Here is a 22,718-nt window from a genome sequence, read left to right as displayed (position 1 = left end):
ACTGGTCAAGATCTTTTACCAGCCGGGAGCACTCCTTGCAAACGCTGCTTTGGTCGAAATCGGATGGCGAACGACGGCCGAGCTTTCGCAGCGGCAATCTGCCGCTGGCTTCTGCCCGCTTGAGGGACCCTCGAGGGGAGATGGCCGCGAAGCGGTCAGGGGTTCGCCTCACGTAACCGCCGGCTCGTCTGGCGTCGAGGAAGATCCTGGAGCTTCTCGCGCCGCGGCCCCCTGTTGTCTTCGGGAAATCTCCCGGTCGAGGGGAAGTTTACTCGCCCGGATGCTTGGCCGGTTCGGAGTGCATCCTGCGCACGCGGCGCACGCCCCACCAGACGAGCAGGATGGCGACCGGCACCGAAGCCGCGGTGACGACTTCCGGCGGGAAGGCATGGCCGAAGCTCGACGCGCCTTTGGCGACATAGCCGATGAGGCCGACGACATAATAAGAGACGGCAGCGACGGAGAGACCTTCGACCGTCTGCTGCAGGCGCAACTGCAGCCTGGCGCGATTGTTCATCGAGGCCAGCAGGTCGCGGTTCTGCTTCTCGACGTCGACATCGACCCAGGTGCGCAGCAACGTGGTGGCGCGGGTGAGTTTTCGCGAGAGGTTCGCCTGGCGCTCCTCCACCGAGCGGCAGGTTCGCATCGCCGGCGCCATGCGCCGTTGCAGGAAGCCTGCCCAGGTGTCGTAGCCCTGTACCGACTCCTCATCCAGCGCCTCCAACCGCTCGCTGACGATGCCGTCATAGGCGCGGCTGGCGCCGAAACGGTAGAGGCTGGATGCCGCATCGGCCTCCAATTCGGCTGCAAGTTCGGTGAGGTCGGCGAGCAAGGTCTGGCTGTCGCGGGTCTCGGCCGCCTTCATTTCAAGCGTCGTCTGCGCCAGCCGGTCCTCGATGCGGCGGGCGCGGCCAGACAGCGTCAGCGCCAGCGGCAGGCCAAGCATGGCAAGCGTCCGGTAGGTCTCAATGTCGATGAGCCGTTGCGACAAGGCGCCGGTGCTCGCCGGCGTCAGGCCGCGGTCGAGCACCAGCATGCGGGTCAGCCCGTCGCCATCCTGGCGAAAGTCCGTGACGATGGCCGCCGCACCGCGCTCGACCAGCGAATAGCAGAGGCTGGTCGGATCGAAGCCGGCGATCAGCTTCTCGCTCGCCTGCGTCCATTTGCGGATTTCGAGCCGGATGCCGGAAATCACCGTTCCCGGCGGCGAGAAGCCGTTGCCGAAGGGCGAATCCTCCTGGCCCCGGCTGCTTTCGGCCAGCGGCCCTTCCCAGAGATAGGTCGAGAACTCCGTATGCCGTTCCCAGCGCAAGGTGCCCTTGCCCCATTTCATGGCATGGTGGCGGGCATGGCGTTCGGGCGCTGCGATGCCCAAGCGCCGCGACAGGTCCGACAGCACGGCAAGGTCGACGGCCGAGCCGCCTTCGGTCATGAAGGAGAGTTGGATGAGCACGCGCGGCTTCTCGACCAGCGGGTGCGGACGAGCATGGACCTCGCCTAGCGCGCCGGGGCGACCCTCATGGGCCGGAAAGCCCATGACGCTGCCCTGGGCACGCGGCTGGAATTCGAGATTGGCGTCCGACACGGCTGGTCCCCCTGGTTTCGACCCTTCGTGCAATCGCGTTGTCTTGCGGCAATCGGCAGGGGCCGTAAACAGCAAATTTCAGCTGCAGCCGATTCACAGAGCCGCCGGGGAGTCGACCTGATTCGGCGAATTGGATAAATAATTTGACCAGTTGGCGACGGATGCTTAGATCTGCGCGACATCCATTCCGTTTCCAGGCGCGCTTCCATTGAGCGATATCTTCTCCAGGATCGAGCATTCGCGCACCGCCGACGAGGTGGTGCAGCAGATCGAGAGCCTGATCCTCGAGGGCGTGCTGCGCACCGGCGACCGGCTGCCGGGCGAGCGCGAGCTGGCGCGTCAGTTCGACGTGTCGCGGCCGATCCTGCGCGACGCGCTGAAGGCGCTGGAAGGACGCGGGCTGCTGACCACCAGACCGGGCGGCGGCACGCATGTCGCCGACGTCATCGGCCAGCTTTTCACCAAGCCGGTGACCGATCTGATCTCGATGCACCGCAAGGCGGTGACCGACTATTTGGAATACCGGCGCGAGGTCGAGGCAATCGCGGCCGAATACGCGGCGCGGCGAGCGACGCCCGAGGATCTGGCGCTGCTCGACCGCATCATGGCGCGCATGGACGAGGCGCACCGTACCGGCGACTTCGACGACGAGGCGGAAATCGACGTCGAATTCCACCACGCGGTCTGCGAATGCGCGCACAACATCATCCTCCTGCACACGCTGCGCTCCTGCTACCGGCTGCTCTCCGAGGGCGTGTTCCAGAACCGGTTGCTGGTCTTCACCGTGCCCGGCGCGCGCGAGGCGTTGCTTGAGCAGCACCGGGCAATCCACGCCGCGATCAAGGCGGCGGATCCTGCCGCCGCCCGCAAGGCGGCGATGGACCACATTACCTATGTCGAGCGCTCCATGGCTGAGGCCGAGCGCAGCGGCGACTGGCAGCGCGTGTCACGGCTGAGGCTCAGGCAGCGCTCGGAAGCCGGCGACATCGAACCGACACGCAAACGCTCCTAAGCACTGATCACGCGGGGACTACCATGAGCGACATCCTCACCATCGCCGACCTCAAGGACATGGCGCGCCGCAAGGTGCCGAAGATGTTCTTCGACTATGCCGATTCCGGCGCCTGGACGGAGAGCACCTACCGCGCCAACGAGGAGGACTTCGGCAAGATAAAATTCCGCCAGCGCGTGCTGGTCGACATGAGCAACCGCTCGCTGGAATCGACCATGATCGGTGAGAAGGTGGCGATGCCGGTGGCGTTGGCACCGACCGGGCTGACCGGCATGCAGCATGCCGACGGCGAGATGCTCGCGGCGCAGGCGGCTGAGGAATTCGGCGTGCCGTTCACGCTCTCGACCATGAGCATCTGTTCGATCGAGGACGTCGCCTCGGTGACCAAGAAGCCGTTCTGGTTCCAACTCTACGTGCTGCGCGACAAGGATTTCGTCGTCAATCTCATCGACCGCGCTAAGGCGGCGAAATGCTCGGCGCTGGTGCTGACGCTTGACCTGCAGATCCTCGGTCAGCGTCACAAGGACGTGCGCAACGGGCTGTCGGCACCGCCCAAGATGACGCTCGCCAACATTATCGATCTCGCCCTCAAGCCGCGCTGGTGCCTGGGGATAGCGGGCACGCCGCGCCGCACCTTCCGCAACATCGTCGGCCACGCCAAGGGTGTCGGCGACGTTTCTTCGCTGTCGTCCTGGACGACGGAGCAGTTCGACCCGCAGCTGTCCTGGAAGGATGTCGCCTGGATCAAGGAGCGCTGGGGCGGCAAGCTGATCCTGAAGGGCATCCTCGACAAGGAGGATGCGTTGATGGCGGCCGAGACGGGAGCCGACGCGATCATCGTGTCCAATCATGGCGGGCGGCAGCTCGACGGCGCCGCCTCCTCGATCTCAGTGCTGGAAGAGATCGCCGACGCTGTCGGCGATCGGATCGAGGTGCATATGGATGGCGGCATTCGCTCGGGTCAGGACGTGCTCAAGGCGCTCTGCCTCGGCGCCAGGGGCACCTATATCGGCCGGCCGTTCCTTTACGGACTCGGCGCGATGGGCAAGGCGGGCGTCACCAAGGCGCTGGAGATCATCCGCAAGGAGATGGACATCACGCTGGCGCTGTGCGGTAAGCGTCTGGTAACCGACATGGGCAAGGACCAGCTGCGGCGCTAGGGGCTTATTCACCGATCCGCCCTAGTTTCCCGTGATGACAGACACGGGAAGACGTCGCCTTGACTGAAGCCGGCATCCACTATCTCGACGCGCGCGGACCGAAAGGCATACGCATCTATGCCATCGGCGACGTGCATGGCCGTCATGACCTGCTCGCCGCCATGCACAGCCGGATAGCAAGCGATCTGGAGTACGGACCAAAGTCCGATTGGCGCATCATCCATCTCGGCGATTATGTCGACCGCGGACCGGACTCGAGGAACGTCATCGAATTCCTAATCGAGGCGCGGAGCCGTGATCCCCGCAACATCATGCTTGCCGGCAACCATGACATCGGCATGCTCGATTTCCTTGCCAAACCCGATCCGGAGGGTCTGTTCATGCGCTATGGCGGCGTCCAGACGGCGGCGTCATACGGGGTGAAGCTCTCGACCGGCAGCAGCTGGTTCGGCAGGTCGGACGAGGCGCTGGCGCACGGACACGCGGCCTTGGTCGAAGCAGTGCCGCAAGCCCATGTCGACTTCCTGCGCTCGCTGTCTTTTTCAGCGTGCTTCGGCGACTTCTTCTTCTGCCATGCCGGCATCCGGCCGGGGGTGCCGCTCGAAAGCCAGAACGAGCAGGACCTGATCTGGATTCGCGACGTCTTCCACAATTACCCGGGGCTGTATCCCAAAGTGATCGTGCACGGGCATACGCCGGTGCCGGACGTCGAGGTGATGGCCAACCGCGTCAATCTCGACACGCTCGCCTGGCAGGCGGGAACGCTCAGCGCACTTGCCGTCGACGGCGCTGAAAAGCGCATTCTGACGGTCGAGGGAATGGCGTTCTGGCCATGACCCCAAATGTGGGATCAGCTTTCCGTTTGTCGGGGAGGATCAGGCTCTAGCGAAGCGCGGCGGTGACGCCGTAGCCGTCGACGGCCTGGTGATTGTTTGCAGCGTCGGCAGAATAAATGCCGAGGCCGCACACGACGATGGCAGACAGCATTACAAAGGACAAAAGCGCTGCTTTCACGGACGTCATCTCTGGTTGAGCTTTCTGCATCTGTGCACGAGGCGGTTACCAATGCGTTGAAACGATAAAATGCGTCTCAATGTTTCGACGATTTCGCGCTTCTAAGCAGATTCTGTATCGCCGGTGTGTCGCTTGGATCACACAACAGGTTCATCGCGGTTGCACGGACGATACAGAGGGCGCCCTCTTAGGCGGGCGGCCGGACACAAACCAAGAATGAAGTGCGTTTTCCCCAGGCGGAACTGCCGCCGCGTGCCAATTATGTCACGCTCCGCGGCGGTGCGACGGTCAGATCGTCGCCACCCAGGCACGCGCGATCGCGAGCCCTGCGGCGTCGGCGTGCGGTCCGTTGCTAGCCATCTCGTAGTCGAGCCTGCCGGTCCAGTCGGGATGGCGCTCGGCGATCAGCGCCGCGAAGGAGGTGCTCCAGTCGCGGACCAGCGGGCGATCCGCCTCGAAATGGAACTGGAAGCCATAGACGGCGCGGCCAATACGAAAAGCCTGGTTCGCCGCGACATCATTGCCCGCAAGCCGCACGGCCTTCTCGGGCAGGTCGAACGTATCGTCGTGCCATTGGAAAGTCGGGAACTTTTCCGGCAAGGCGCCGAGAACAGGGTCGTGCTTGGCTTCGGCCGTCAGCGACACCCCGCACCAGCCGAATTCAACCGCACCGCCGATGTGGTTGTCGGCGCCAAAGGCGCGGGCGACGAGCTGGCCGCCGAGGCAGATGCCAAGCACCGATCGGTCCTTGCCGGCGAAATCGCGCGTCAATTCGAGCAAGGCGGGAAAATAGGGATAGTCGTCGTCGGCCAGCGCATTCTGCCCCCCGCCCAGAACCACCATGGCATCGTGACCGTTCGCGTCCCGGGGCAGCGGATCGCCTTGGTAGGGGCGGCGCAAGTCAAGCTCGGCGCCAGCCTCCGCGAGAGCGGCGCCGACTTGGCCGAGGCCGGTATTGTCGTAGTTCTGGACCACCAGCACCCGCATCCCCGAATCCCTGCTGACATGAAAATGACGGTGGGAGCGATATCATGCCGCCTCGGTTTCAGCCAAGCCGCGCGCCGGAGAGAAAGCTATGCCACTGCAGAACCGGGTCGATCCGTTCGGCGTCATCCATGCCGTGCCCGAGCGCGGCCTCTTCACCGGCAATCGCGGTATCATCCATGACCCCGAGACTAAAACGCTTCTGAGGAAGCGTTGGGCGCTGCCGGCCTGGATCATCTGCGTCTGCCAATTCCGCGGCGTGCGACGCGAGCCGATGGGCCGCAATCGGCCTGGAGGAAAGGCCGGCTGGACCGAGCTGTTCTTTCTCGACGAGGTGACGGCGCTCGCGGCCGGGCACCGGCCCTGCTTCTTCTGCCGGCGCGCGCGGGCAGCCGATTTCGTGCGGCGCTTCGGCGAGGTCTTCGGCATTGCCGAACCGCGCGCGCCGATGGTCGACAAGCGGCTGCACAAGGAGCGGCTGGCCTCCGGCGGGCGTCCGCCGACCGTCTCATCGGACGAACTCGCCGGTTTGCCGGATGGAGCAGTCGTGGCCGAGGGTGAGACCGCCTACGCGCTCCGCGCCGGCAAGGCGCTCGAATGGTCCTTCGCAGGCTATGCCGAGCCCTTCTTGTTCAATCGCCTCGCCGGGCGATCGCTGCGACTGCTCACGCCTGCCACAAGTGTTTCGGTGCTGAGACATGGTTACGCGCCGGTCTGGCATCCGTCCGCCGATACTTGACGACAACCCGCGCCTCGCCCATTGCTCGGCCATGCGCGCCAACTACAAAATGCAGCGGCTGTTCGTGCCGGACGATCTCGGACCGGGCTTCGAATTCGATGCTGGACAGCAGCAGAGCCACTATCTCGCGCATGTGATGCGGCTCGGCGAAGGCGCGGAGGTCCTGCTCTTCAACGGCCGCGACGGCGAGTGGTCGGCTTCGATCGCCGCCAAGACCAAGAAAGCCGTGCGGCTCAAGGTGCTTACCCTGCAGCGGCCGCAGCCGCCGCTGCCCGATCTTGTCTATTGCTTCGCCCCGCTGAAGCAGGGCCGGCTCGACTATCTGGTGCAGAAAGCGGTCGAAATGGGCGCCGGCATCCTGCAACCGGTCATCACTCAGCACACACAAGTGGCCAAGCCTGGCATTGATCGGCTGCGCGCCAATGTCGTCGGAGCGGCCGAGCAATGCGGCATCCTGGCGGTGCCAAAGGTGTGCGAAGCAGAGAAGCTGGAGCGGCTGCTCGGCGGCTGGGACAAGGAACGGCGGCTGATCTTCTGCGACGAGGATGCCTCGACCAACAATCCACTGCCAGCCTTGCAGAAGGTGAGCGAGAAGAAACTCGCGCTGCTGGTGGGGCCGGAGGGCGGCTTTTCCGATGACGAGCGCAGGATGCTGCGGGCGCTGCCCTTCGTCAGCGCCATTCCGCTCGGGCCGCGCATCCTGCGCGCCGACACGGCGGCGGTCGCGGCGCTCGCGGTGATGCAGGCGACGATCGGCGACTGGTGATCAAATCCAGTTGAGGCGTGGCTCAGGATTTTTCGCTTGATCGGCTACTGACATTTCGTCCATCTAGCGCCCGGCGGCTAGCTGACGGCTGCGGAGGGCTTTCTTATGGCGCGCGACACAACCGATATCCAGCCCATCGAAGGCATCGACGAACTCGTCGGCTATCTGGCGGCGGGCAACAAGCCGCGCGACAAATGGCGGATCGGCACCGAGCACGAGAAGTTTCCCTTCTATGTCGATGGCAACGCGCCGGTGCCCTATGGCGGCGAGCGCGGCATCCGCGCCATCCTGGAAGGCATGCAGGAAAAGCTCGGCTGGGATCCGATCATGGATGCCGGCCGCATCATCGGCCTGGTCGAGCCGACCGGCCAGGGCGCGATCTCGCTGGAGCCGGGCGGGCAGTTCGAGCTCTCCGGCGCGCCGCTGGAGACGATCCACCAGATCTGCCGCGAGGGCAACGCGCATCTGGCGCAGGTGCGCGAGATCGCCGAGCCGCTCGGCATCCGCTTCCTCGGCCTCGGCGGCAGCCCAAAATGGTCGCTTGCCGAAACGCCGAAAATGCCGAAGTCGCGCTACGAGATCATGACTCGCTACATGCCGAAGGTCGGCTCCAAGGGCCTCGACATGATGTATCGCACCTGCACGATCCAGGTGAATCTCGACTTCGAAAGCGAATTTGACATGCGCCGCAAGATGCAGGTGTCGCTGAAGCTGCAGCCGCTGTCGACGGCGCTGTTCGCCAATTCGCCCTTCACCGAGAGCCGGCCGAACGGGCTGCAGAGCTGGCGCGGCGACATTTGGCGCGACACCGACAACCAGCGCTCCGGCATGCTCGAATTCTGCTTCGCGCCGGATTTCGGGTTTGCCGACTATGTCGAATGGGCGCTCGACGTGCCGATGTATTTCGTCATCCGCGAGGGGCAGTATCACGACATGACGCGCTACACCTTCCGCCAGTTCATGGCGGGTGCCGCGCGCACGCAAGTGCCCGACGGCCTGCCGACGATGGGCGACTGGGCGAACCACCTCTCCACCCTCTTCCCCGATGTGCGGCTGAAGCGCTTCCTCGAGATGCGGGGCGCCGACGGCGGACCGTGGCGGCGCATCTGCGCGCTGCCGGCTTTCTGGGTCGGCCTGCTCTATGACGAGCAGGCACTCGACGCCGCGGAGACGCTGACCTCGAGCTGGACCTACGAAGAAGCGCTGGCGATGCGCAACGCCGTGCCGGAGCACGGGATTTCGGCGCCATTCCGCAACGCCACCTTGCGCGAGGTTGCCCGCGACGTGCTGGCCATCGCCCGCACGGGTCTGAAGAACCGCGCCAAGAAGAACCGCGACGGCTATGACGAGACCTCGTTCCTCAACACGCTCGACGAGGTCGTGGCGCGCGGCACCACCAGCGCCGAGGAGATGCTTTCGGCATATCACACGCGCTGGGGCGGCTCGATCGAGCCGGTGTTCATGGAATATGCCTACTGACCGTTCGCCGGCCACCTGAGCCGTGGCTCGGCAAAAGCTGCTTCAATCGGTGATGGAAACGCAATAGGCTCCTCCGTGAGGATATTGCGGAGGAGATCTCATGCCTTCCCTGTTCGATATTTTTTTGCAAGCCCAGAACGGCGCCGGCATGCAGGCGCTGGCCCAGCAGTTTGGCCTTTCGATGCAGCAGGCGCAGGCCGCGGTGCAGGCGCTGCTGCCGGCCTTCTCACAGGGGCTTCAGCGCAACACCGCCGATCCCTATGGAATGGGCGCTTTCATGACGGCGATGGCGAGCGGCCAGCACGCCAAGTATTTCGAGGACGCGACCCGGGCCTTCACGCCGCAAGGCATCGATGACGGCAACGGCATTCTCGGCCATCTGTTCGGCTCGAAGGACCTGTCACGCGCTGTCGCGGCCCAGGCCGCGCAGGCGACCGGCCTTAGCCAGCAGGTGCTGCAGCAGATGCTGCCGGCGATGGCGTCGATGATGATGGGCGGATTGTTCAAGCAGACCAACAGCCAGATGCAGGCCGCCGGCGGCTTCGGTGGCGGCGGCAATCCTTTCGGCGAGATCATCAAGGAGATGATGCGGCAGGCGGGAGGCGGCGCGCAGGCCCCGCAGCCGGCGCCAAATCCCTATGGCGACAATCCGCTCGGCAAGGTGCTGCAAGACATGTTCGGCGGCGGCGCCCAACAGCCGCAAAGCCAACCGCAGCAGGCGCCGAACCCTTACGGCGACAATCCGCTGGGCAAGATGTTCGAGGAAATGCTGCGGCAAGGCGGCGGTTTCGGCACGCCAGACGGACAGCAGGCGCCGCAGCAATCCCAGCCGCAGCCGCAAACCAATCCGAGCGGCCGGCCGAGAAATCCATTCGACGACATCTTCGGCAGGATGTTCGAGAGCGGCGCGCAGCAGCGCGAGGAATATCAGAAGGGCATGGAGACGATCTTCGACCAGTTCAAGCGCGGGATGGACCGACGGTAGGGCGCTCAACTCAAAAGAAAAATGCCCGGTCCTGGAGGGGAACCGGGCAATGTGCAGGCAGGCCGGCGGGGAACCGGCAGGGAGTGTGCGAGCCTGCATGAAACTTGGTCGCGCCGAGCCCTCGAAAGGTTCAGCGCGAGGGCAAACGCAGCCGGCGACGCCGCTCAGGCGACCTTGCGGGCAAGATCCTCGATCATATCGGCGCGCTCTTCTGCGATTGCGCGCAGCTTCACCGTCGGATCGCGGCCGAAAGGCACGCTGACGGCGACGTGGAGGTCGGCGCGGGTCAGGCCGATATCCGCAAGCTCGGCATCCGACATCTCGCCAAGGCGATAAAAGGCGCGGCGGTTTTTCCACGCGCGAAAGGCATCGGCGACCGCATTGAGCACGCGGGTCGCAACGGCCGGACGCGTGGTGATGCGCGGGGTCTCGGAGGCGAATTCGATCGTGGTCATGTCAGTCTCTCCTTCGGAGTCGAGCGGACGAAACCATGCAATCGGCGCCTGGGAGGAGCGCCGTTGCGGTCTCGATACAGTTAACGTGACGCATGTCGTTGCCCCCAACACCGGGAGGCCACTTTTGGGCGACATGCTGTGCCTTCATGTGGACAATGGCAATTTGCCACGCCGCGATTGATTAATCCAACGAATGTTTCTAATCTTTATCATCAACACGAATGATGGATTGGACCGATGAAAGCGCCGCTCGATCTCGATCAGTTGCAGACCTTCATCTCGATTGCCGACACCGGCAGCTTCACGCGGGCTGCCGAGGAGGTGCACCGGACACAGTCTGCGGTGTCGATGCAGATGCGCCGGCTGGAGGAGCGGATCGGCAAGCCGCTGTTCGAAAAGGATGGTCGCACCAACAAGCTGACTGAGGAAGGCGAGAGGCTGCTTTCCTATGCAAGGCGGCTGATCTACCTCAACCGCGAGACTTTGGCGGCCTTCGACGACCAGCGGCTCGAAGGCACGATCCGCATCGGCACGCCGGATGACTATGCGGACCGCTTCCTGCCCGAGATCATGGCGCGCTTCTCGCGCTCCAACCCGCGTGTGGAGCTTACCGTCATCTGCGAGCCGACGCCGGGGCTGGTCGAGCACATCAAGCGCGGCAATCTCGATCTCGCGCTGGTGACGCATAACGACACGCGCGGGCAGTCGGAGGTGGTGCGCCGCGAGCCGCTTCTATGGGTCACCTCGGCCAACCACGCCACGCATGAGCAGGAAATCCTGCCGATGGCGTTCGGCCGGCCGAACTGCATCTGGCGGCGCGCGGCGGTCGACGTGCTCGACCGGCAGAACCGCGAATACCGCGTGCTCTTCTCCAGCTTCTCGGCGACCGTGATCACCGCCGCCGTGCTTTCCGGCCTCGCCATCTCGGTGCTGCCGGAATGCGCGCTCAGGCCCGGCATGCGCGTGCTCGGCGAGGCCGACGGGTTCGACGCGCTGCCGGATTGCCGCATCGGCATCATGCGCGGCCAGACCTCGCAGCCGGAGATCGTCGATGCTCTGGCCCGCCATATCGCGGAAAGCCTGGACAATATTTCCGTGCCGGTCAGCGAAGAGACGGGAAGCTTCGACTTCGCGGCACTCGCCTTCGCCAAGATGAAGCGGACCAAGGCAAACCAGATCCTGCCTGGATGGTAGGGGTTCAGGCGCGAGCGGCGGCGGGCTGAATCTCGTCCGGCGAAGCTAGGCCAGAAAGGCCGAGCAGTTGGACCGGCTCAAGCGGCGGCGACAAGAAATAGCCCTGGAGTTGCCGGCAGCCCATTGCGACCAGCAGCATCTTCTGCGCCTCGGTCTCCACGCCCTCGGCGGTGACGTCGACCCCGAGCGCCATGGCAAGATCGATCAGGGCCTTGACGATCGCGGCCGAGTTGCCGTCGCCATCGAGAAGCCGCACGAAGGAGCGGTCTATCTTGAGCTTATCGATGGCGTGGCGACGCAAGTAGCTGAGCGATGAATAGCCGGTCCCGAAATCGTCCAGAACGATGCCGACGCCCAACTGCCGCAAGGTGGTCAGAGCCGCCCTCGAAGCATCGCTGTTGTCCAGAAGCACGCTTTCGGTGATCTCGAACTGCAGGCGCTGCGGCGCCAGCCCAGTGTCGGCAAGGATCGACGCGACCTGTTCGGGAAAGCCGGCGTCGCGCAACTGCAGCGGCGATACGTTAACGGCGAGCCACGGCAGGTCGGTTCGCACGGCGAAGCGGCAGGCCTCCTGCAGCACCCACGCGCCGAGTTGGCCGATCATGCCGCGCTCTTCGGCGATGGCGATGAATTGCGCCGCCGGCAATGCGCCATGCACGTCATGCCCCCAGCGGATCAGCGCCTCCGCGCCGAGGATCGTCTTGCCGTTCGCCGCGAACACCGGCTGGTAGGCGAGCCTGATGCCGGAGCCGCCGTCGAGAGCCTTGCGAAGCTCGGTCTCGACTGTGCGCTTGCGCAAGAGCAGGTCGTCCATGTCGCCGGCGAAGACCTGGTGCCGGCCCCGGCCGTTCTTCTTGGCTTCGTAAAGCGCGATGTCGGCCTTGCGCAGCAGATCGTCGGCATCCGTTTCGCCGCCGTCCGATAGCGCGATGCCGATCGAGGCGCTGACGAAGACCTGATCTTCCATGAGCTTGAACGGTTCCTGCAACTTCTGCAGCAGCCGCTCGGCGATATCCTCGGCGGCACGGATATCGCGGATGTCGACGAGGATCAGCGCGAACTCGTCGCCGCCCAGCCGCGCCACGGTGTCCACCTCGCGAACGGTGTGCTGGAGCCTGGCCGCTGTCTGACGCACAAGCTCATCGCCCGCCGGATGGCCGAGCGTGTCATTGATGTGCTTGAAGCGGTCGAGATCGAGATAAAGCAGCGCCACCCTTCCCATCTCGTGAACCGCCATATCCTGGCTGGCCCTGAGCAGGGCCCGACGCAAGCGGTCCTCGAACAAAGCCCGGTTGGGTAGGCCGGTGAGCGTGTCGTGGAATGCGAGATATTGCGCCTCGTCCTGGCTTGTCTGCAGCGCGGACGAGGCGCGGCGGAGCCTGCGCAGCAGAAACGCCAGAACGCCGGCCGCGACAAGCAGCGCCAAGGCCAGCGCCGGGGCCATCTTGCGCACCAGCGTGAGACCCGGCCGTTCCTGGTCCCAGCCGACATAGCCGAGGATGATACCGCGGGAATCGACCAGCGGCACCGCCGCGGCACCGACCGATTGCGACAGCGGCACGAGACGCGCGCCGTCGAGCAGGTATTTTTTGGCGATCTTGCCGATGACCGCGTCGTTGATGAACTCCACCGAAACATGCAGATATTCGGTGCCGGGCGCCTGCGTGACCCGGTCCGTACTCGGCACCAGCGCCATGACGCTCAGGATCGCCGGTTTTCCCTGGAGCGACACAAGGTCCTGCGCGACCATCTTGGCCGGCTGGCCGGAAGCGTCCGTCTTCTGTGGCTCAGCCAGCATGCGGCGCAGCTTCTCGATGGATGGCTGCAAGGCAGGCTCGTCATCGCCATAGGCGGACGCATCGACCACCTTACCTTCCTGCATGGCATGGACCGGACGATTGGCGGCATCGAGAATGTAGGCCCGGTTGTGGCCGTAATAGGTATACATCCAGACGCTGAGGTTCTCCTCGATCCAGGTCCAATTGCCGGCCCTGACATTGGCGACCGCGTCATCCCAGACCGCAACGCTTTCCTGCTCACGCTGAACAGACGCAATCTGGTCCTTCAAACCCTCGTCGATGAATATTTTCTGCCGTTCGAGCGAGGCGTTGTCAGCCTGGGCTGCCGCGTAGAAGCCGAAGCCGACGACCATGGCCAGCGCGAAGACCGCCAACGTCAGCACGGTCAGCGTCACCTGATGCGTCAAAGGTCTGGTGTTGGCGGTTGCGCTCATGTGTTTCCGGCTGGCTCTTGCTACCGCCAGTCAAAGCAGATCGGGCTTAAGATCGCGTTATAATATTAGCGAGATTTCAGCTCTGCCTTGACGCCGCCCGATAAGCGTTCCCCAATCAGAGCATGAGCGAAGCAGCAACCGAATCACGCAGCAATGCCACCGAATATACGGTGAGCGAGATTTCCGGCGCGTTGAAGCGCACGGTCGAGGATGCTTTCGGCAATGTGCGGGTGCGCGGCGAGATTTCCGGCTACCGCGGCCCGCATTCCTCCGGACACGCCTATTTCGCGCTGAAGGACGACCGTGCGCGGATCGAGGCCGTGGTCTGGAAGACCACGATGGCGCGGCTGAAATTCCGCCCCGAGGAAGGGATGGAAGTGATCGCCAGCGGCAGGCTGACGACCTATCCCGGAAAATCCAACTACCAGATTGTCATCGACAATCTGGAGCCGGCCGGCGCCGGCGCGCTGATGGCGCTGCTGGAAGAGCGCAAGCGGCGGCTGCAGGCCGAAGGCCTGTTCGATGCCGGCCGCAAGCGGCGCTTACCATTCATGCCGCGCGTCATCGGCGTCATCACCTCGCCCACGGGCTCGGTGATCCGCGACATCATCCATCGCATCAAGGACCGTTTTCCGCTCACTGTGCTGGTGTGGCCGGTCCGGGTCCAGGGCGACACGACCGCAAAGGAAGTGACCGCAGCCGTCAACGGCTTCAACGCACTGACCTGGGACGGCGCAATCCGCCAGCCCGATCTCCTGATCGTGGCGCGCGGCGGCGGCAGCCTCGAGGACCTTTGGGGTTTCAACGACGAAGGGCTGGCGCGCGCCGTCGCCGCCTCGCGCATCCCGATCATCTCGGCCGTCGGACACGAGACCGATTGGACGTTGGTCGACTTCGTCGCCGACATGCGGGCGCCGACGCCGACGGGCGCCGCCGAGATGGCAGTGCCGGTCAAGGCGGAGCTCGAAGCGACACTGGCAAATCTCGGCGCGCGGCTTAGTGCCTGCACCTCGCGGCACCTGGATCGCAAGCGCCAGGCGGTGCGCGCCGCGGCGCGGGCGCTCCCCTCACCCGACCAGCTGCTGGCGTTGCCGCGCAGGCGCTTCGACGAAGCGACGAGCCGGCTCGGCCGCGGGCTGACGGTGAGCATCGAACGCAAGCGCGCAAGGCTGGAACGGCAGCGGCTGACGCCGGCCACCTTGTCGCGCCGCCTCAATGAGACGCGCAGGCTGACAGGCCGCGACATCGCTCGCGCGCGGGCCGCGTTCTTCGCAATTGTGCGGCAAAGCCGGGCGCGCTTTCAGCGCAACTCGGCAAGGCTGTGGCCGGCGCCGGTCGTCAGGCGCCAGAAGCTGCAGGCCGACACGCTGGCCGGACTGACCCGCCGCCAAGAGCAGGCGATGGCGCGGCGGCTTGACCGCCTGCGTGCCGCTCTTACCCAGGCCGACCGGCTGCTCACCACGCTGTCGCACAAGGCCGTGCTGGCGCGCGGCTTCGCGCTGGTCAAGGACGCCGATGGGACCGTCGTCAAGCGCGTCGCGGAGCTGGCGCCGGGTGCGGCGCTGCAGCTGGAGTTCGCCGACGGCAATGCAGAGGCCATCGCCACCAGCGGCGGCGCGCGGCCGAAGTTGGCCGCCAAGCCCTCGGGCAAGGCCAAGGAGCCGGGCAACCAGGGCTCGTTGTTCTGAAATGAGCAGGAGCGACCCGCATCTGCGCACGCCGTCGGGCAAGCCGCGCCTGCGCTCGTTCAACATCGCACTGGACGGCACGCCCGGCCGCTTCAACGCCATCACCGACGTGCCGGGCGTCGCGGTCGGCTATACGACGCTGATTGCCGGCGGGGGCCCGCTGCAAGTCGGGATAGGACCGGTGCGCACCGGCGTGACTGCGATCCTGCCGAGACCTGTGGGCGAACTGGCGACGCCGGTGTTTGCCGGCGTGTTCAGCCAGAACGGCAATGGCGAGCTGACCGGCACGCATATCATCGAGGAGACCGGCGCCTTCAACCTGCCGGTTACCATCACCAACACCCATTCCTGCGGCCTTACCCGCGACGGAGCGCTACGCTGGATGAGCCGGATGCTGCCGGCGGCGCTCGACAGCGCCTGGGGCCTGCCGGTGGCGGCGGAGACCTATGACGGCTTCCTCAACGACATCAACGGCCACCATGTGAGCTTCGAGCATGTCGCCTCGGCGCTCGACGGCGCGAAGGACGGCGCGATTGAGGAAGGCAGCGTCGGCGGCGGCACCGGCATGATCTCGTTCGGCTTCAAGGCCGGGTCAGGCACCGCCTCGCGAATCGTCGAATGGCAGGACAGAAGCTACACGCTCGGCGTGTTCGTGCAGGCGAATTTCGGCAAGCGGCGCAACTTCACCATTCGCGGCCGGCATGTCGGGCCGGAACTCGCCGAGCCGGCGATCCGCGAAGGCACGCCGCGCGCCGAAAAGGGCTCGATCATCGCCGTCGTCGCCACCGATGCGCCATTCCTGCCGCACCAGATGAAGCGCCTCGCCAGGCGCGTGCCGCTCGGCATCGCCCTGACCGGCGGCTACGGCTACCACAGTTCGGGCGATATCTTTCTTGCCTTCTCGACCGCCAATCCCGAGGCCGCGCTGGCGGCTTCAGGCCGCGTCGCCCGCGCGGAGTTCATTCCGGATGTCGATATCGACCCGTTCTTCGATGCTGTGGTGCAAGGGGTGGAGGAGGCGATCCTCAACGCGCTCGTCGCCAATGAGGACATGACCGGGCGCGACGGCAATTTCGTGCCGGCGCTGCCAAAGGCGTGGCTGAAGGACAATTTCGGCTAAGCCGGACGCCCGGCTGAGGTCAGACAAACCGCGCGCACGGTATCTTATTCGGACGGCTTGTCCGACGTCGTCTGTTGCTCGCTCTCCTCGGCGACTTCCTCAAGGCGCGAAGCGATCAGTTCCTGGATGTCGCCGACCTCTTCCTGGATGTCTTCCAGAAGGATGCCTTCCTCGGCGGCCTTGGCGCAGCACTCCTTGGCGAGAGTTTCGGCCTGCTCGTCGATCTTCACCGGCGAATGCTGGCATTGGACCTTTTCGCCAATCCATCCGCGCAAGAACTCGATGGCATGTTCACTCATACTGCTTTTCCCTAGCGGCAATGCCGGTTGGTAGTCATGAACGCTCGCGTCCCGCCACGGGACGCAGGCCCATTCGAGCCGAGTCGGCCCCTGCCGGCAAGACGTCTTGCCAATGGGACAAGATGCCTTGCCCATGGGACAAGATGTCTTGCCCAGGGTCCGCGCAGCCGAAGGACTGGAAAGGTTCGAGGGACACGTTCAGATTGTTGAGGATGATGCTTTGGCCAGGACCGTCAAAGATCCGCTCTGTTGTTTTTACTTGCTTTCTTCCGGTTTTTCAGACCGATTTCCGTCACAACACCACGCATTTACGGCGATCTCGCAGGCGCAGCCAAGGTGCGAGAAACCGAAAGCCGCCGCTATATAGTGATATCCCCATACAATGTCGACTCTGATCGTCGTGCCTGCTTCTTTCCGCCGCGTCAGGCAGGTGGCGGACAGCCTTCGGGGAAAGGTCTCGGCACCCCTGCTGCGCATCTGGGCATGACGCTGCGCCATACTTGGCAGGTGGCGATGACCATCGCCTCGACTTTCGTTGCCGCGACGCTGCAGCTTCTCATTCCACATTCGTTGCGGCGCGCCATCGACCAGGCGCAGGGCGTGATGGTTGCGGGCGGCGGGACGGCTGCCGAACAGGCGCTTCGGAACACGGCCCTGACACTGCTCGCAGTCAGTGTCGTGCAGGTCTTTTCACGATGGCGCAGAACGAGGCCGTCGGCCATCAGACCGGCTATGAGAGGCGCCTGGCCTTCTGCGAGGTGCGCGGGCTGCTCAGCCTGAGCTGCCCTTCGTCGCCCGGCGATGCTTCGTCACCCAATAGAGGATTGGGACGCGGCAGAGGATTGGGACGCGGCGGCCGGAAGCGCGACGTGACCGCCAGGAATCGATGGTACCGTTGGCTGGGCTCGAACCAGCGACCCCCAGATCCACAATCTGGTGCTCTAACCAACTGAGCTACAACGGCACATCCGCCTGAGCGCAATCCGAGGAGAAAATCATTCCCCGTGTCCGCTCCGTCGTCGGCGATGCGTCCAATACGGATTATCGGAGTCTAATTCAAGGCCTTTGATGAGGCAAAGATCCGATGAACGAACCCGCGCAGTCCTGATTGGGCAAAGAAAAGGCCGGCGGGAGGAGGTGCCGGCCTTTTCCTGTTACGAGCCAGCGGGAGGAGGAGCTGGCTGGTCACCCCGGAGAGTAAAGGGAGGAGGTTTCACACTCCGGGTATTCATCTCATCAATTCATCGCACATCTATTTGTCTGACGAAATGCGACGTTTTGATGCATCGTTGAGTTGCGCCTGAAATCAGGCCGCCTTGATGTCCTTGAACGCCTTCTCGAAAGCGGTCTTCACCGGCTTCGAGACGTCCTCGACAGCCTTGGAGGCGACGGCCTGAAAGTCCTTGGCCTGCTCGACGGCCATCTCAGCGCGCTTGCGCAGGAAGGCAGTCTGCAGCTCGACGACTTCCGACAGCGTCTTGGCGCCGACCAGGGCTTCAAGGTGCGAGAAGCTGGCCTCGGCATTGGCGCGAAGGATGGCAATGGTCTTCAGCGAGACATCGCCGGAAACGGTCTTGGCGGTCTCGTAGGTCGACTCCAGAACCTTCTGGGTCTCCTCGGCGCCGTTCTTCAGTTTGGTGTAGGCCTCTTTCGACTGCTCGACGCCCTTCTCGGCGAAGGCGCGGATCTGGTCGGTGGCTTTGGAAGCGTCAAAGCTCGGGAATTCAACGTTCTCGATGGTCTCAGCGGTCTTGGCAGTCTTGGACATTTTCCAACCTTTCAAGGGCAGCGGCTTTGACGGAAAGCCGTCTCGTTCATGTATGATGGCAATATAAAGGCAAGTTTTGTGCATTGCAATATCTTTGTTGCACTGCACCATAAAAAAATCGCCCCGCCATTAACCAAGAGCCCAGAGATTTCGGCCGATACACGGCATGGCTTGTGGACCTTGGTCCCGTACGCTTTTATTAACAAAGCGTTAACTCAAAAAGCCCGCCTGGAAGGTCTGCCAGCGCATGCCGCCTGAAAACTACTCCTTCCTCGACGTCGCCGTGCTCGACGCGGTGCGCCAGCGCTTCGCCGCCGGCGACGCGCTGGCCATACTCTCGGCCGATCTCGAGCAGGTGATCTGGGCCAACGGGCCAGGTGCCGCGGTATTCGGCTATCCGGACATCGAAGCAATCATCGGCGCTTCCGCGCGGCTGCCGCTAGTTGCCAGGCGGCAGATCATGGCGACCAGCGGCTTTCCGGATATCGGCAGCGACCGCGCCGTCACCGTGCGGCTGGCGACCGGCATGGTCAGCCGCGCCGTCGGCTTGCTCGCCAGCGCGGTAACGATGCCGGACGGCGAAAAGGCGATCATGCTGGCGATGCCCGCGGCGCAGACCGGCTCGCGCGGCGCCGCCGAAATCGCCAGCCGCGCCATTGGCGGCTTCACCGAGGCCGGACATTTCATCGCCTTCGTCGATGCCCAAGGCCATGTCGAGGCGGCTTCGGAGGGATTTGCCGCGCTCGGCATCAGGCCGGAGACGCTCGCTGCCCTGGTCGCGGACGTGGCAAGTGCTGGAGACCGCATCGTCAAGCGGCTTGTTCCCGGCGCAAGCACCTCCTACCCGGCCGGGCTTGCGCGCTTGACCGACGCGCGCCATCTCCTGGTGGTGATCGACGAAGACCAGCTCGACGGGGAGCGGAACGACCAGCCCGACGCCGGTAAGTCGGCAGCGCCGGAAGGCGCGCCCACCGTCTCCGAAGACAAAAACACCACAGTCATCGCCGAGCCGAGCCGAGAGAACAATACCCAGTCTCCGGCCGCGGCAACGGGCGAAAAGGCAGACGTGGTCCCGCCGGCGGCCACGGATGACGCCCGGCCAACGCAAAGGACCGCGGCCACGGCCGACCGCGCGCCGGATGCTGCGCTGGTAGGCGGTGCCGGCCCGGCGCAGCATGACCATTGGTATTTCAATGCCGGCGGCGACGATGTGAAGGGGCCGGAGAGGCCGCCACAGATCGGACAGGCGGAGGTCGCGGCCGCAAGCCGGCAGCACACCGCCGGAACGGCGGCCGAGCCGAGCGCGGCGCGCAACATCGACCGTTCGGCGCCGCCGCTGCGTTTCGTCTGGCGGACCGACGCCGAAGGTAAGTTCAGCGCGCTGTCGCCGGAATTCGCCGATATCGTCGGCAAACCCGCCGCCGATGTGATCGGTCGCCGCTTCAGGGATGTCGCGACGACTTTCGGCCTCGACGCATCGGGCGAGATCGCCACTCTGCTCGAGCGGCGCGATACCTGGTCGGGACGCTCGGTGCTGTGGCCGGTGGCGGGCACGGACCTGAAGATCCCCGTCGATCTTGCGGCGCTGCCGGTCTATGGCCGCAGCCGCGCCTTCGAAGGCTTCCGCGGCTTCGGCGTCGCGCGCAGCGGCGACGCCGTTGTCGACCCGGAAGCGCTCGGCATGGCGCTGGTGCCCAATGGCGCCGCTCCGACAGAACCCGAACCTGCCGCCGGGCAACCCGCGGCCGAGCCGGCGAAACCTGCCGACCCGTTCCTGGGCGAAGTGCCGGCGCTGACCATCGTGCCCAAGCCGGAGCGCCGCTATGCCGACAAGGTGATCCGGCTGGCCGAGCACAGGCAGCCGGCCAACGACAAGCAGCCGGGAAATGACAGGCCGGCGAGTGAGAAAGGGCTGTCGATCCTCGAGCGCAGCGCCTTTCGCGAGATCGGCGAGCGGCTGCGGAAGGACAGTTCGGGACCGGCCGAGCCGCCAAGCGGCGCAACCGCGGGTGCTCAAAAGCAATCAGATGCGGCTGCAACCGCCGACAAGGCTGCTCCCACGGCCGAACAACCGTTGGCCGGTGAGAGGAAGACCGATGGTACGGCCGAAGCGGAGACCGAGGCGGAAGATCAGAAGGATCTGGCTCGGCTCGATGGCCTCGATGTTCCCGAGGCAGCCGCTGGGAAAGACGAAACGCCCGCCGCCTCCGGGTCGCTGCTCAACTATGCCGGGCGCGAGAAAGCCGCCGATGAAGCGGAGGAAGCGGGTCCCGACAGGCGCCAAACCGCAGCGGCGGACAGGGCAGCTGAACCGACGGCCGAGCGGCCAGGAGCCGAAGCCCCTGCCCCTGAGGCAGGCGCTAGCGACGACGACGGCATGACCGCCGACGATTTTCGCGACGCGGAAGACAGCGAGGACTGGGTCGGTTCCGACCGGGATGGCGCCCTGCCCGCGGCTGAACAGCCTGGCGAAGCGAAAGCGCCGCCACCGAAAAGGCCGCGCCTCACGGTGCCGCCGCTCAAGCTCGAGGGCTTCGTGCCCTCGGCTTTCTCCACCGGGGAAGACGGCAGGGCTCCCGATACGTCCATCCTCGCCAGGCTGCCTGTGCCGCTGCTCATCCATTCCGGCGACGTGCTGCACTATGCCAATGAGGCGTTCCTGGAGCTCACCGGCTACGACGCGCTGGAAGACCTTGCCGATGCCGGCGGGCTCGGCGCGCTGTTCGCCGACCATTACGCCGATGATGGCGAGACCGACGAAAGCGACCGTTCGCTGAAGCTCACAACCCGCCAGAGCCAGGAATTCCCGATCGATGCGCTCCTGCGCTCGGTGCCGTGGCGCGGCGGTAAGGCGCTGATGCTGGTGGTGCGCCGCTCGGGCGAGGACGAGGCGCCCTCCGCCCATCTCAGCGCGGCCAATGACGAGCCGAACCAGCAGCCGGACGTGTCCGAGCTGAAGTCGCGAATCGCCGAAATGCGCACCATCATCGACACCGCCACCGACGGCGTGGTGCTGATCGGCCGCGACGGCAACATCCGCTCGATCAGCCGCCCGGCTGAAGCCCTGTTCGGCTTCGACAGCGACGAGATCGCCGGCAAGCCCTTTGCCTCGCTGTTCGCCATCGAGAGCCAGCGCGCAGCGCGCGACTATCTCGTCGGCCTTTCCGAACCTGGCGTGGCGAGCTTGCTGAACGACGGGCGCGAGGTGATCGGCCGCGAGGCGCAAGGGCGCTTCATCCCGCTGTTCATGACCATCGGCAGGCTGCCCAACGACAGCGGCTTCTGCGCCGTCGTGCGCGACATCACGCAGTGGAAGCGGGCCGAGGAAGACCTCACCCAGGCGCGCGCCGTGGCCGAGCGCGCCTCCTCGCAGAAGACGGATTTCCTCGCCCGCATCAGCCATGAGATCCGCACGCCGCTCAACGCCATCATCGGCTTTTCCGAACTGATGGTGGACGAGAAGTTCGGACCGGTGGCCAACGACCGCTACCGAGACTATCTGCGCGACATCAACCGTTCAGGCAACCATGTGCTCGACCTCGTCAACGACCTGCTCGACATCTCCAAGATCGAGGCCGGCCAGCAGGAGATGGCCTATGAGGCGGTGTCGCTCAACGACACGCTGGCCGAAACGGTGGCGATGATGCAGCCGCAGGCCAACCGCGAGCGCGTCATCATCCGCTCGAGCTTCGCCTCGCGGCTGCCGGAAGTGGTGGCGGATTTGAGGAGTGTGCGCCAGATTGCGCTGAACATACTTTCCAACGCCATCCGCTATACCCAGGCCGGCGGCCAGGTGATTGTGTCCACCGCCTACGAGACCTCCGGCGACGTCGTCATGCGCGTGCGCGATACCGGCATCGGCATGACGCCGGCCGAGATCGAGCAGGCACTGAAGCCGTTCAAGCAGATCAATGCGCTCAAACGCGGCCGCGGCGACGGCACTGGCCTCGGGCTGCCTCTGACCAAGGCGATGGTGGAGGCCAACCGTGCCCGCTTCACTATCACATCGACACCTGGCGAAGGCACGCTGGTCGAGGTCGTCTTCCCATCGACGCGCGTGCTGGCCGAATAACGATCCGCAAGACCGAGCTTCGGCCAAAGAAAAAGGCGTCCTGGAGGACGCCTTGGAAAATGGGATGCTGTCACAACGGGGCTTGAGCTGAACCTCAGGGGACGAGGAACGGGATTTCTCCCTCAAGTTACACGCGACTATCGGCGCCGTCCCTTAACAAGTCCT

The 22,718-nt window shown here is 64.9% G+C and carries 19 protein-coding genes, 1 tRNA gene and 1 pseudogene; 13 read left to right on the top strand and 8 right to left on the bottom strand.

The features are described 5' to 3' along the window. Positions 1-268: 268 nt before the first annotated feature. Positions 269-1,585 (bottom strand): DUF3422 family protein, encoded by a 1,317-nt coding sequence (locus tag A9K66_RS20195; RefSeq protein ID WP_067327348.1) that lies wholly within the window; start codon positions 1,583-1,585, stop codon positions 269-271. Positions 1,586-1,793: 208 nt separating this feature from the next. Here A9K66_RS20195 and A9K66_RS20190 point away from each other — a divergent pair, with 208 nt between their 5' ends. The 3 genes from A9K66_RS20190 to A9K66_RS20180 are packed head-to-tail and all read left to right on the top strand — an operon-like array spanning position 1,794 to position 4,593. After that, positions 1,794-2,597, top strand: coding sequence for an FCD domain-containing protein (locus tag A9K66_RS20190; protein WP_067327345.1), 804 nt, complete (start codon positions 1,794-1,796; stop codon positions 2,595-2,597). A 23-nt stretch (positions 2,598-2,620) separates the two neighbouring features. Then, positions 2,621-3,757 carry an alpha-hydroxy acid oxidase gene (locus A9K66_RS20185; protein ID WP_067327342.1) on the top strand — a complete coding sequence of 379 codons (1,137 nt, stop codon included), beginning with the start codon at positions 2,621-2,623 and terminating at the stop codon, positions 3,755-3,757. Positions 3,758-3,816: 59 nt separating this feature from the next. Further along, a complete protein-coding gene (locus A9K66_RS20180; RefSeq protein WP_067327338.1) occupies positions 3,817-4,593 on the top strand; it encodes a metallophosphoesterase family protein in 777 nt (258 codons plus the stop codon). Between the two features lie 46 nt (positions 4,594-4,639). Here A9K66_RS20180 and A9K66_RS31530 read toward each other — a convergent pair whose 3' ends face one another. Both A9K66_RS31530 and A9K66_RS20175 read right to left on the bottom strand, forming a co-directional pair. Beyond that, positions 4,640-4,771 carry a hypothetical protein gene (locus tag A9K66_RS31530; RefSeq protein ID WP_275955501.1) on the bottom strand — a complete coding sequence of 44 codons (132 nt, stop codon included), beginning with the start codon at positions 4,769-4,771 and terminating at the stop codon, positions 4,640-4,642. 288 nt (positions 4,772-5,059) lie between these two features. Further along, positions 5,060-5,758 carry a type 1 glutamine amidotransferase gene (locus A9K66_RS20175; RefSeq protein ID WP_067327335.1) on the bottom strand — a complete coding sequence of 233 codons (699 nt, stop codon included), beginning with the start codon at positions 5,756-5,758 and terminating at the stop codon, positions 5,060-5,062. 88 nt (positions 5,759-5,846) lie between these two features. On the opposite strand from A9K66_RS20175, the gene A9K66_RS20170 reads away from it, so the two are divergent. The 4 genes from A9K66_RS20170 (at position 5,847) to A9K66_RS20155 (ending at position 9,724) form a co-directional block, all read left to right on the top strand. Next, positions 5,847-6,494, top strand: a complete 648-nt coding sequence (locus tag A9K66_RS20170) for a hypothetical protein (RefSeq protein ID WP_067327332.1) — start codon at positions 5,847-5,849, stop codon at positions 6,492-6,494. A 31-nt stretch (positions 6,495-6,525) separates the two neighbouring features. Then, positions 6,526-7,260, top strand: a complete 735-nt coding sequence (locus tag A9K66_RS20165; protein ID WP_067327329.1) for a 16S rRNA (uracil(1498)-N(3))-methyltransferase — start codon at positions 6,526-6,528, stop codon at positions 7,258-7,260. Between the two features lie 105 nt (positions 7,261-7,365). After that, complete coding sequence (locus A9K66_RS20160; protein ID WP_067327322.1) at positions 7,366-8,739, top strand: glutamate--cysteine ligase; 1,374 nt, start codon at positions 7,366-7,368, stop codon at positions 8,737-8,739. Positions 8,740-8,839: 100 nt separating this feature from the next. After that, the gene (locus A9K66_RS20155; RefSeq protein WP_067327320.1) at positions 8,840-9,724 is read left to right on the top strand and encodes a DUF937 domain-containing protein; all 885 of its coding nucleotides are present in this window, start codon (positions 8,840-8,842) and stop codon (positions 9,722-9,724) included. Between the two features lie 164 nt (positions 9,725-9,888). On the opposite strand, the gene A9K66_RS20150 is transcribed toward A9K66_RS20155, so the two are convergent. Continuing rightward, positions 9,889-10,179: a DUF1127 domain-containing protein gene (locus A9K66_RS20150; protein WP_067327317.1), complete on the bottom strand. Its 291-nt coding sequence runs from the start codon at positions 10,177-10,179 to the stop codon at positions 9,889-9,891. Between the two features lie 237 nt (positions 10,180-10,416). On the opposite strand from A9K66_RS20150, the gene A9K66_RS20145 reads away from it, so the two are divergent. Continuing rightward, positions 10,417-11,373, top strand: coding sequence for a LysR substrate-binding domain-containing protein (locus A9K66_RS20145; RefSeq protein ID WP_067327315.1), 957 nt, complete (start codon positions 10,417-10,419; stop codon positions 11,371-11,373). Between the two features lie 4 nt (positions 11,374-11,377). Here the strand turns inward: A9K66_RS20145 and A9K66_RS20140 are convergent, their stop codons facing one another. Further along, positions 11,378-13,606, bottom strand: a complete 2,229-nt coding sequence (locus A9K66_RS20140; RefSeq protein WP_067327312.1) for an EAL domain-containing protein — start codon at positions 13,604-13,606, stop codon at positions 11,378-11,380. Positions 13,607-13,728: 122 nt separating this feature from the next. On the opposite strand from A9K66_RS20140, the gene xseA reads away from it, so the two are divergent. Together xseA and A9K66_RS20130 are read left to right on the top strand one after the other, a co-directional pair. Beyond that, positions 13,729-15,294: an exodeoxyribonuclease VII large subunit gene (gene xseA / locus A9K66_RS20135; RefSeq protein WP_067327310.1), complete on the top strand. Its 1,566-nt coding sequence runs from the start codon at positions 13,729-13,731 to the stop codon at positions 15,292-15,294. A 1-nt stretch (position 15,295) separates the two neighbouring features. Continuing rightward, positions 15,296-16,414: a P1 family peptidase gene (locus tag A9K66_RS20130; RefSeq protein WP_067327304.1), complete on the top strand. Its 1,119-nt coding sequence runs from the start codon at positions 15,296-15,298 to the stop codon at positions 16,412-16,414. A 44-nt stretch (positions 16,415-16,458) separates the two neighbouring features. Here the strand turns inward: A9K66_RS20130 and A9K66_RS20125 are convergent, their stop codons facing one another. After that, the gene (locus A9K66_RS20125; RefSeq protein WP_067327302.1) at positions 16,459-16,713 is read right to left on the bottom strand and encodes a DUF768 domain-containing protein; all 255 of its coding nucleotides are present in this window, start codon (positions 16,711-16,713) and stop codon (positions 16,459-16,461) included. A 483-nt stretch (positions 16,714-17,196) separates the two neighbouring features. Between A9K66_RS20125 and A9K66_RS20120 the strand changes: the two are divergent. Beyond that, positions 17,197-17,471: pseudogene (locus A9K66_RS20120) on the top strand (ABC transporter ATP-binding protein); the annotation flags it as partial. Between the two features lie 129 nt (positions 17,472-17,600). Here A9K66_RS20120 and A9K66_RS20115 read toward each other — a convergent pair. Both A9K66_RS20115 and A9K66_RS20110 read right to left on the bottom strand, forming a co-directional pair. Further along, positions 17,601-17,677 (bottom strand) — tRNA-His (locus A9K66_RS20115). A gap of 342 nt (positions 17,678-18,019) precedes the next feature. After that, a complete protein-coding gene (locus A9K66_RS20110) occupies positions 18,020-18,481 on the bottom strand; it encodes a phasin (RefSeq protein ID WP_067327297.1) in 462 nt (153 codons plus the stop codon). A 48-nt stretch (positions 18,482-18,529) separates the two neighbouring features. Here A9K66_RS20110 and A9K66_RS30435 point away from each other — a divergent pair, with 48 nt between their 5' ends. Next, positions 18,530-18,739 (top strand): hypothetical protein, encoded by a 210-nt coding sequence (locus A9K66_RS30435; protein WP_127248319.1) that lies wholly within the window; start codon positions 18,530-18,532, stop codon positions 18,737-18,739. Continuing rightward, entirely contained in the window at positions 18,729-22,553 is a 3,825-nt protein-coding gene (locus tag A9K66_RS20105; protein ID WP_067327295.1) for a PAS domain S-box protein, read from the top strand. Before A9K66_RS30435 ends, A9K66_RS20105 begins: the two co-directional genes overlap by 11 nt. Positions 22,554-22,718 lie beyond the last annotated feature (165 nt).

Origin of the sequence: Mesorhizobium sp. AA23, assembly GCF_001672435.1 — a bacterium.
In the GTDB taxonomy this organism is placed as follows: Bacteria; Pseudomonadota; Alphaproteobacteria; order Rhizobiales; family Rhizobiaceae; genus Mesorhizobium.
The sequence above is the reverse complement of the archived record's forward strand: the minus strand, read 5'-3'. Positions and strand labels throughout refer to the sequence as shown.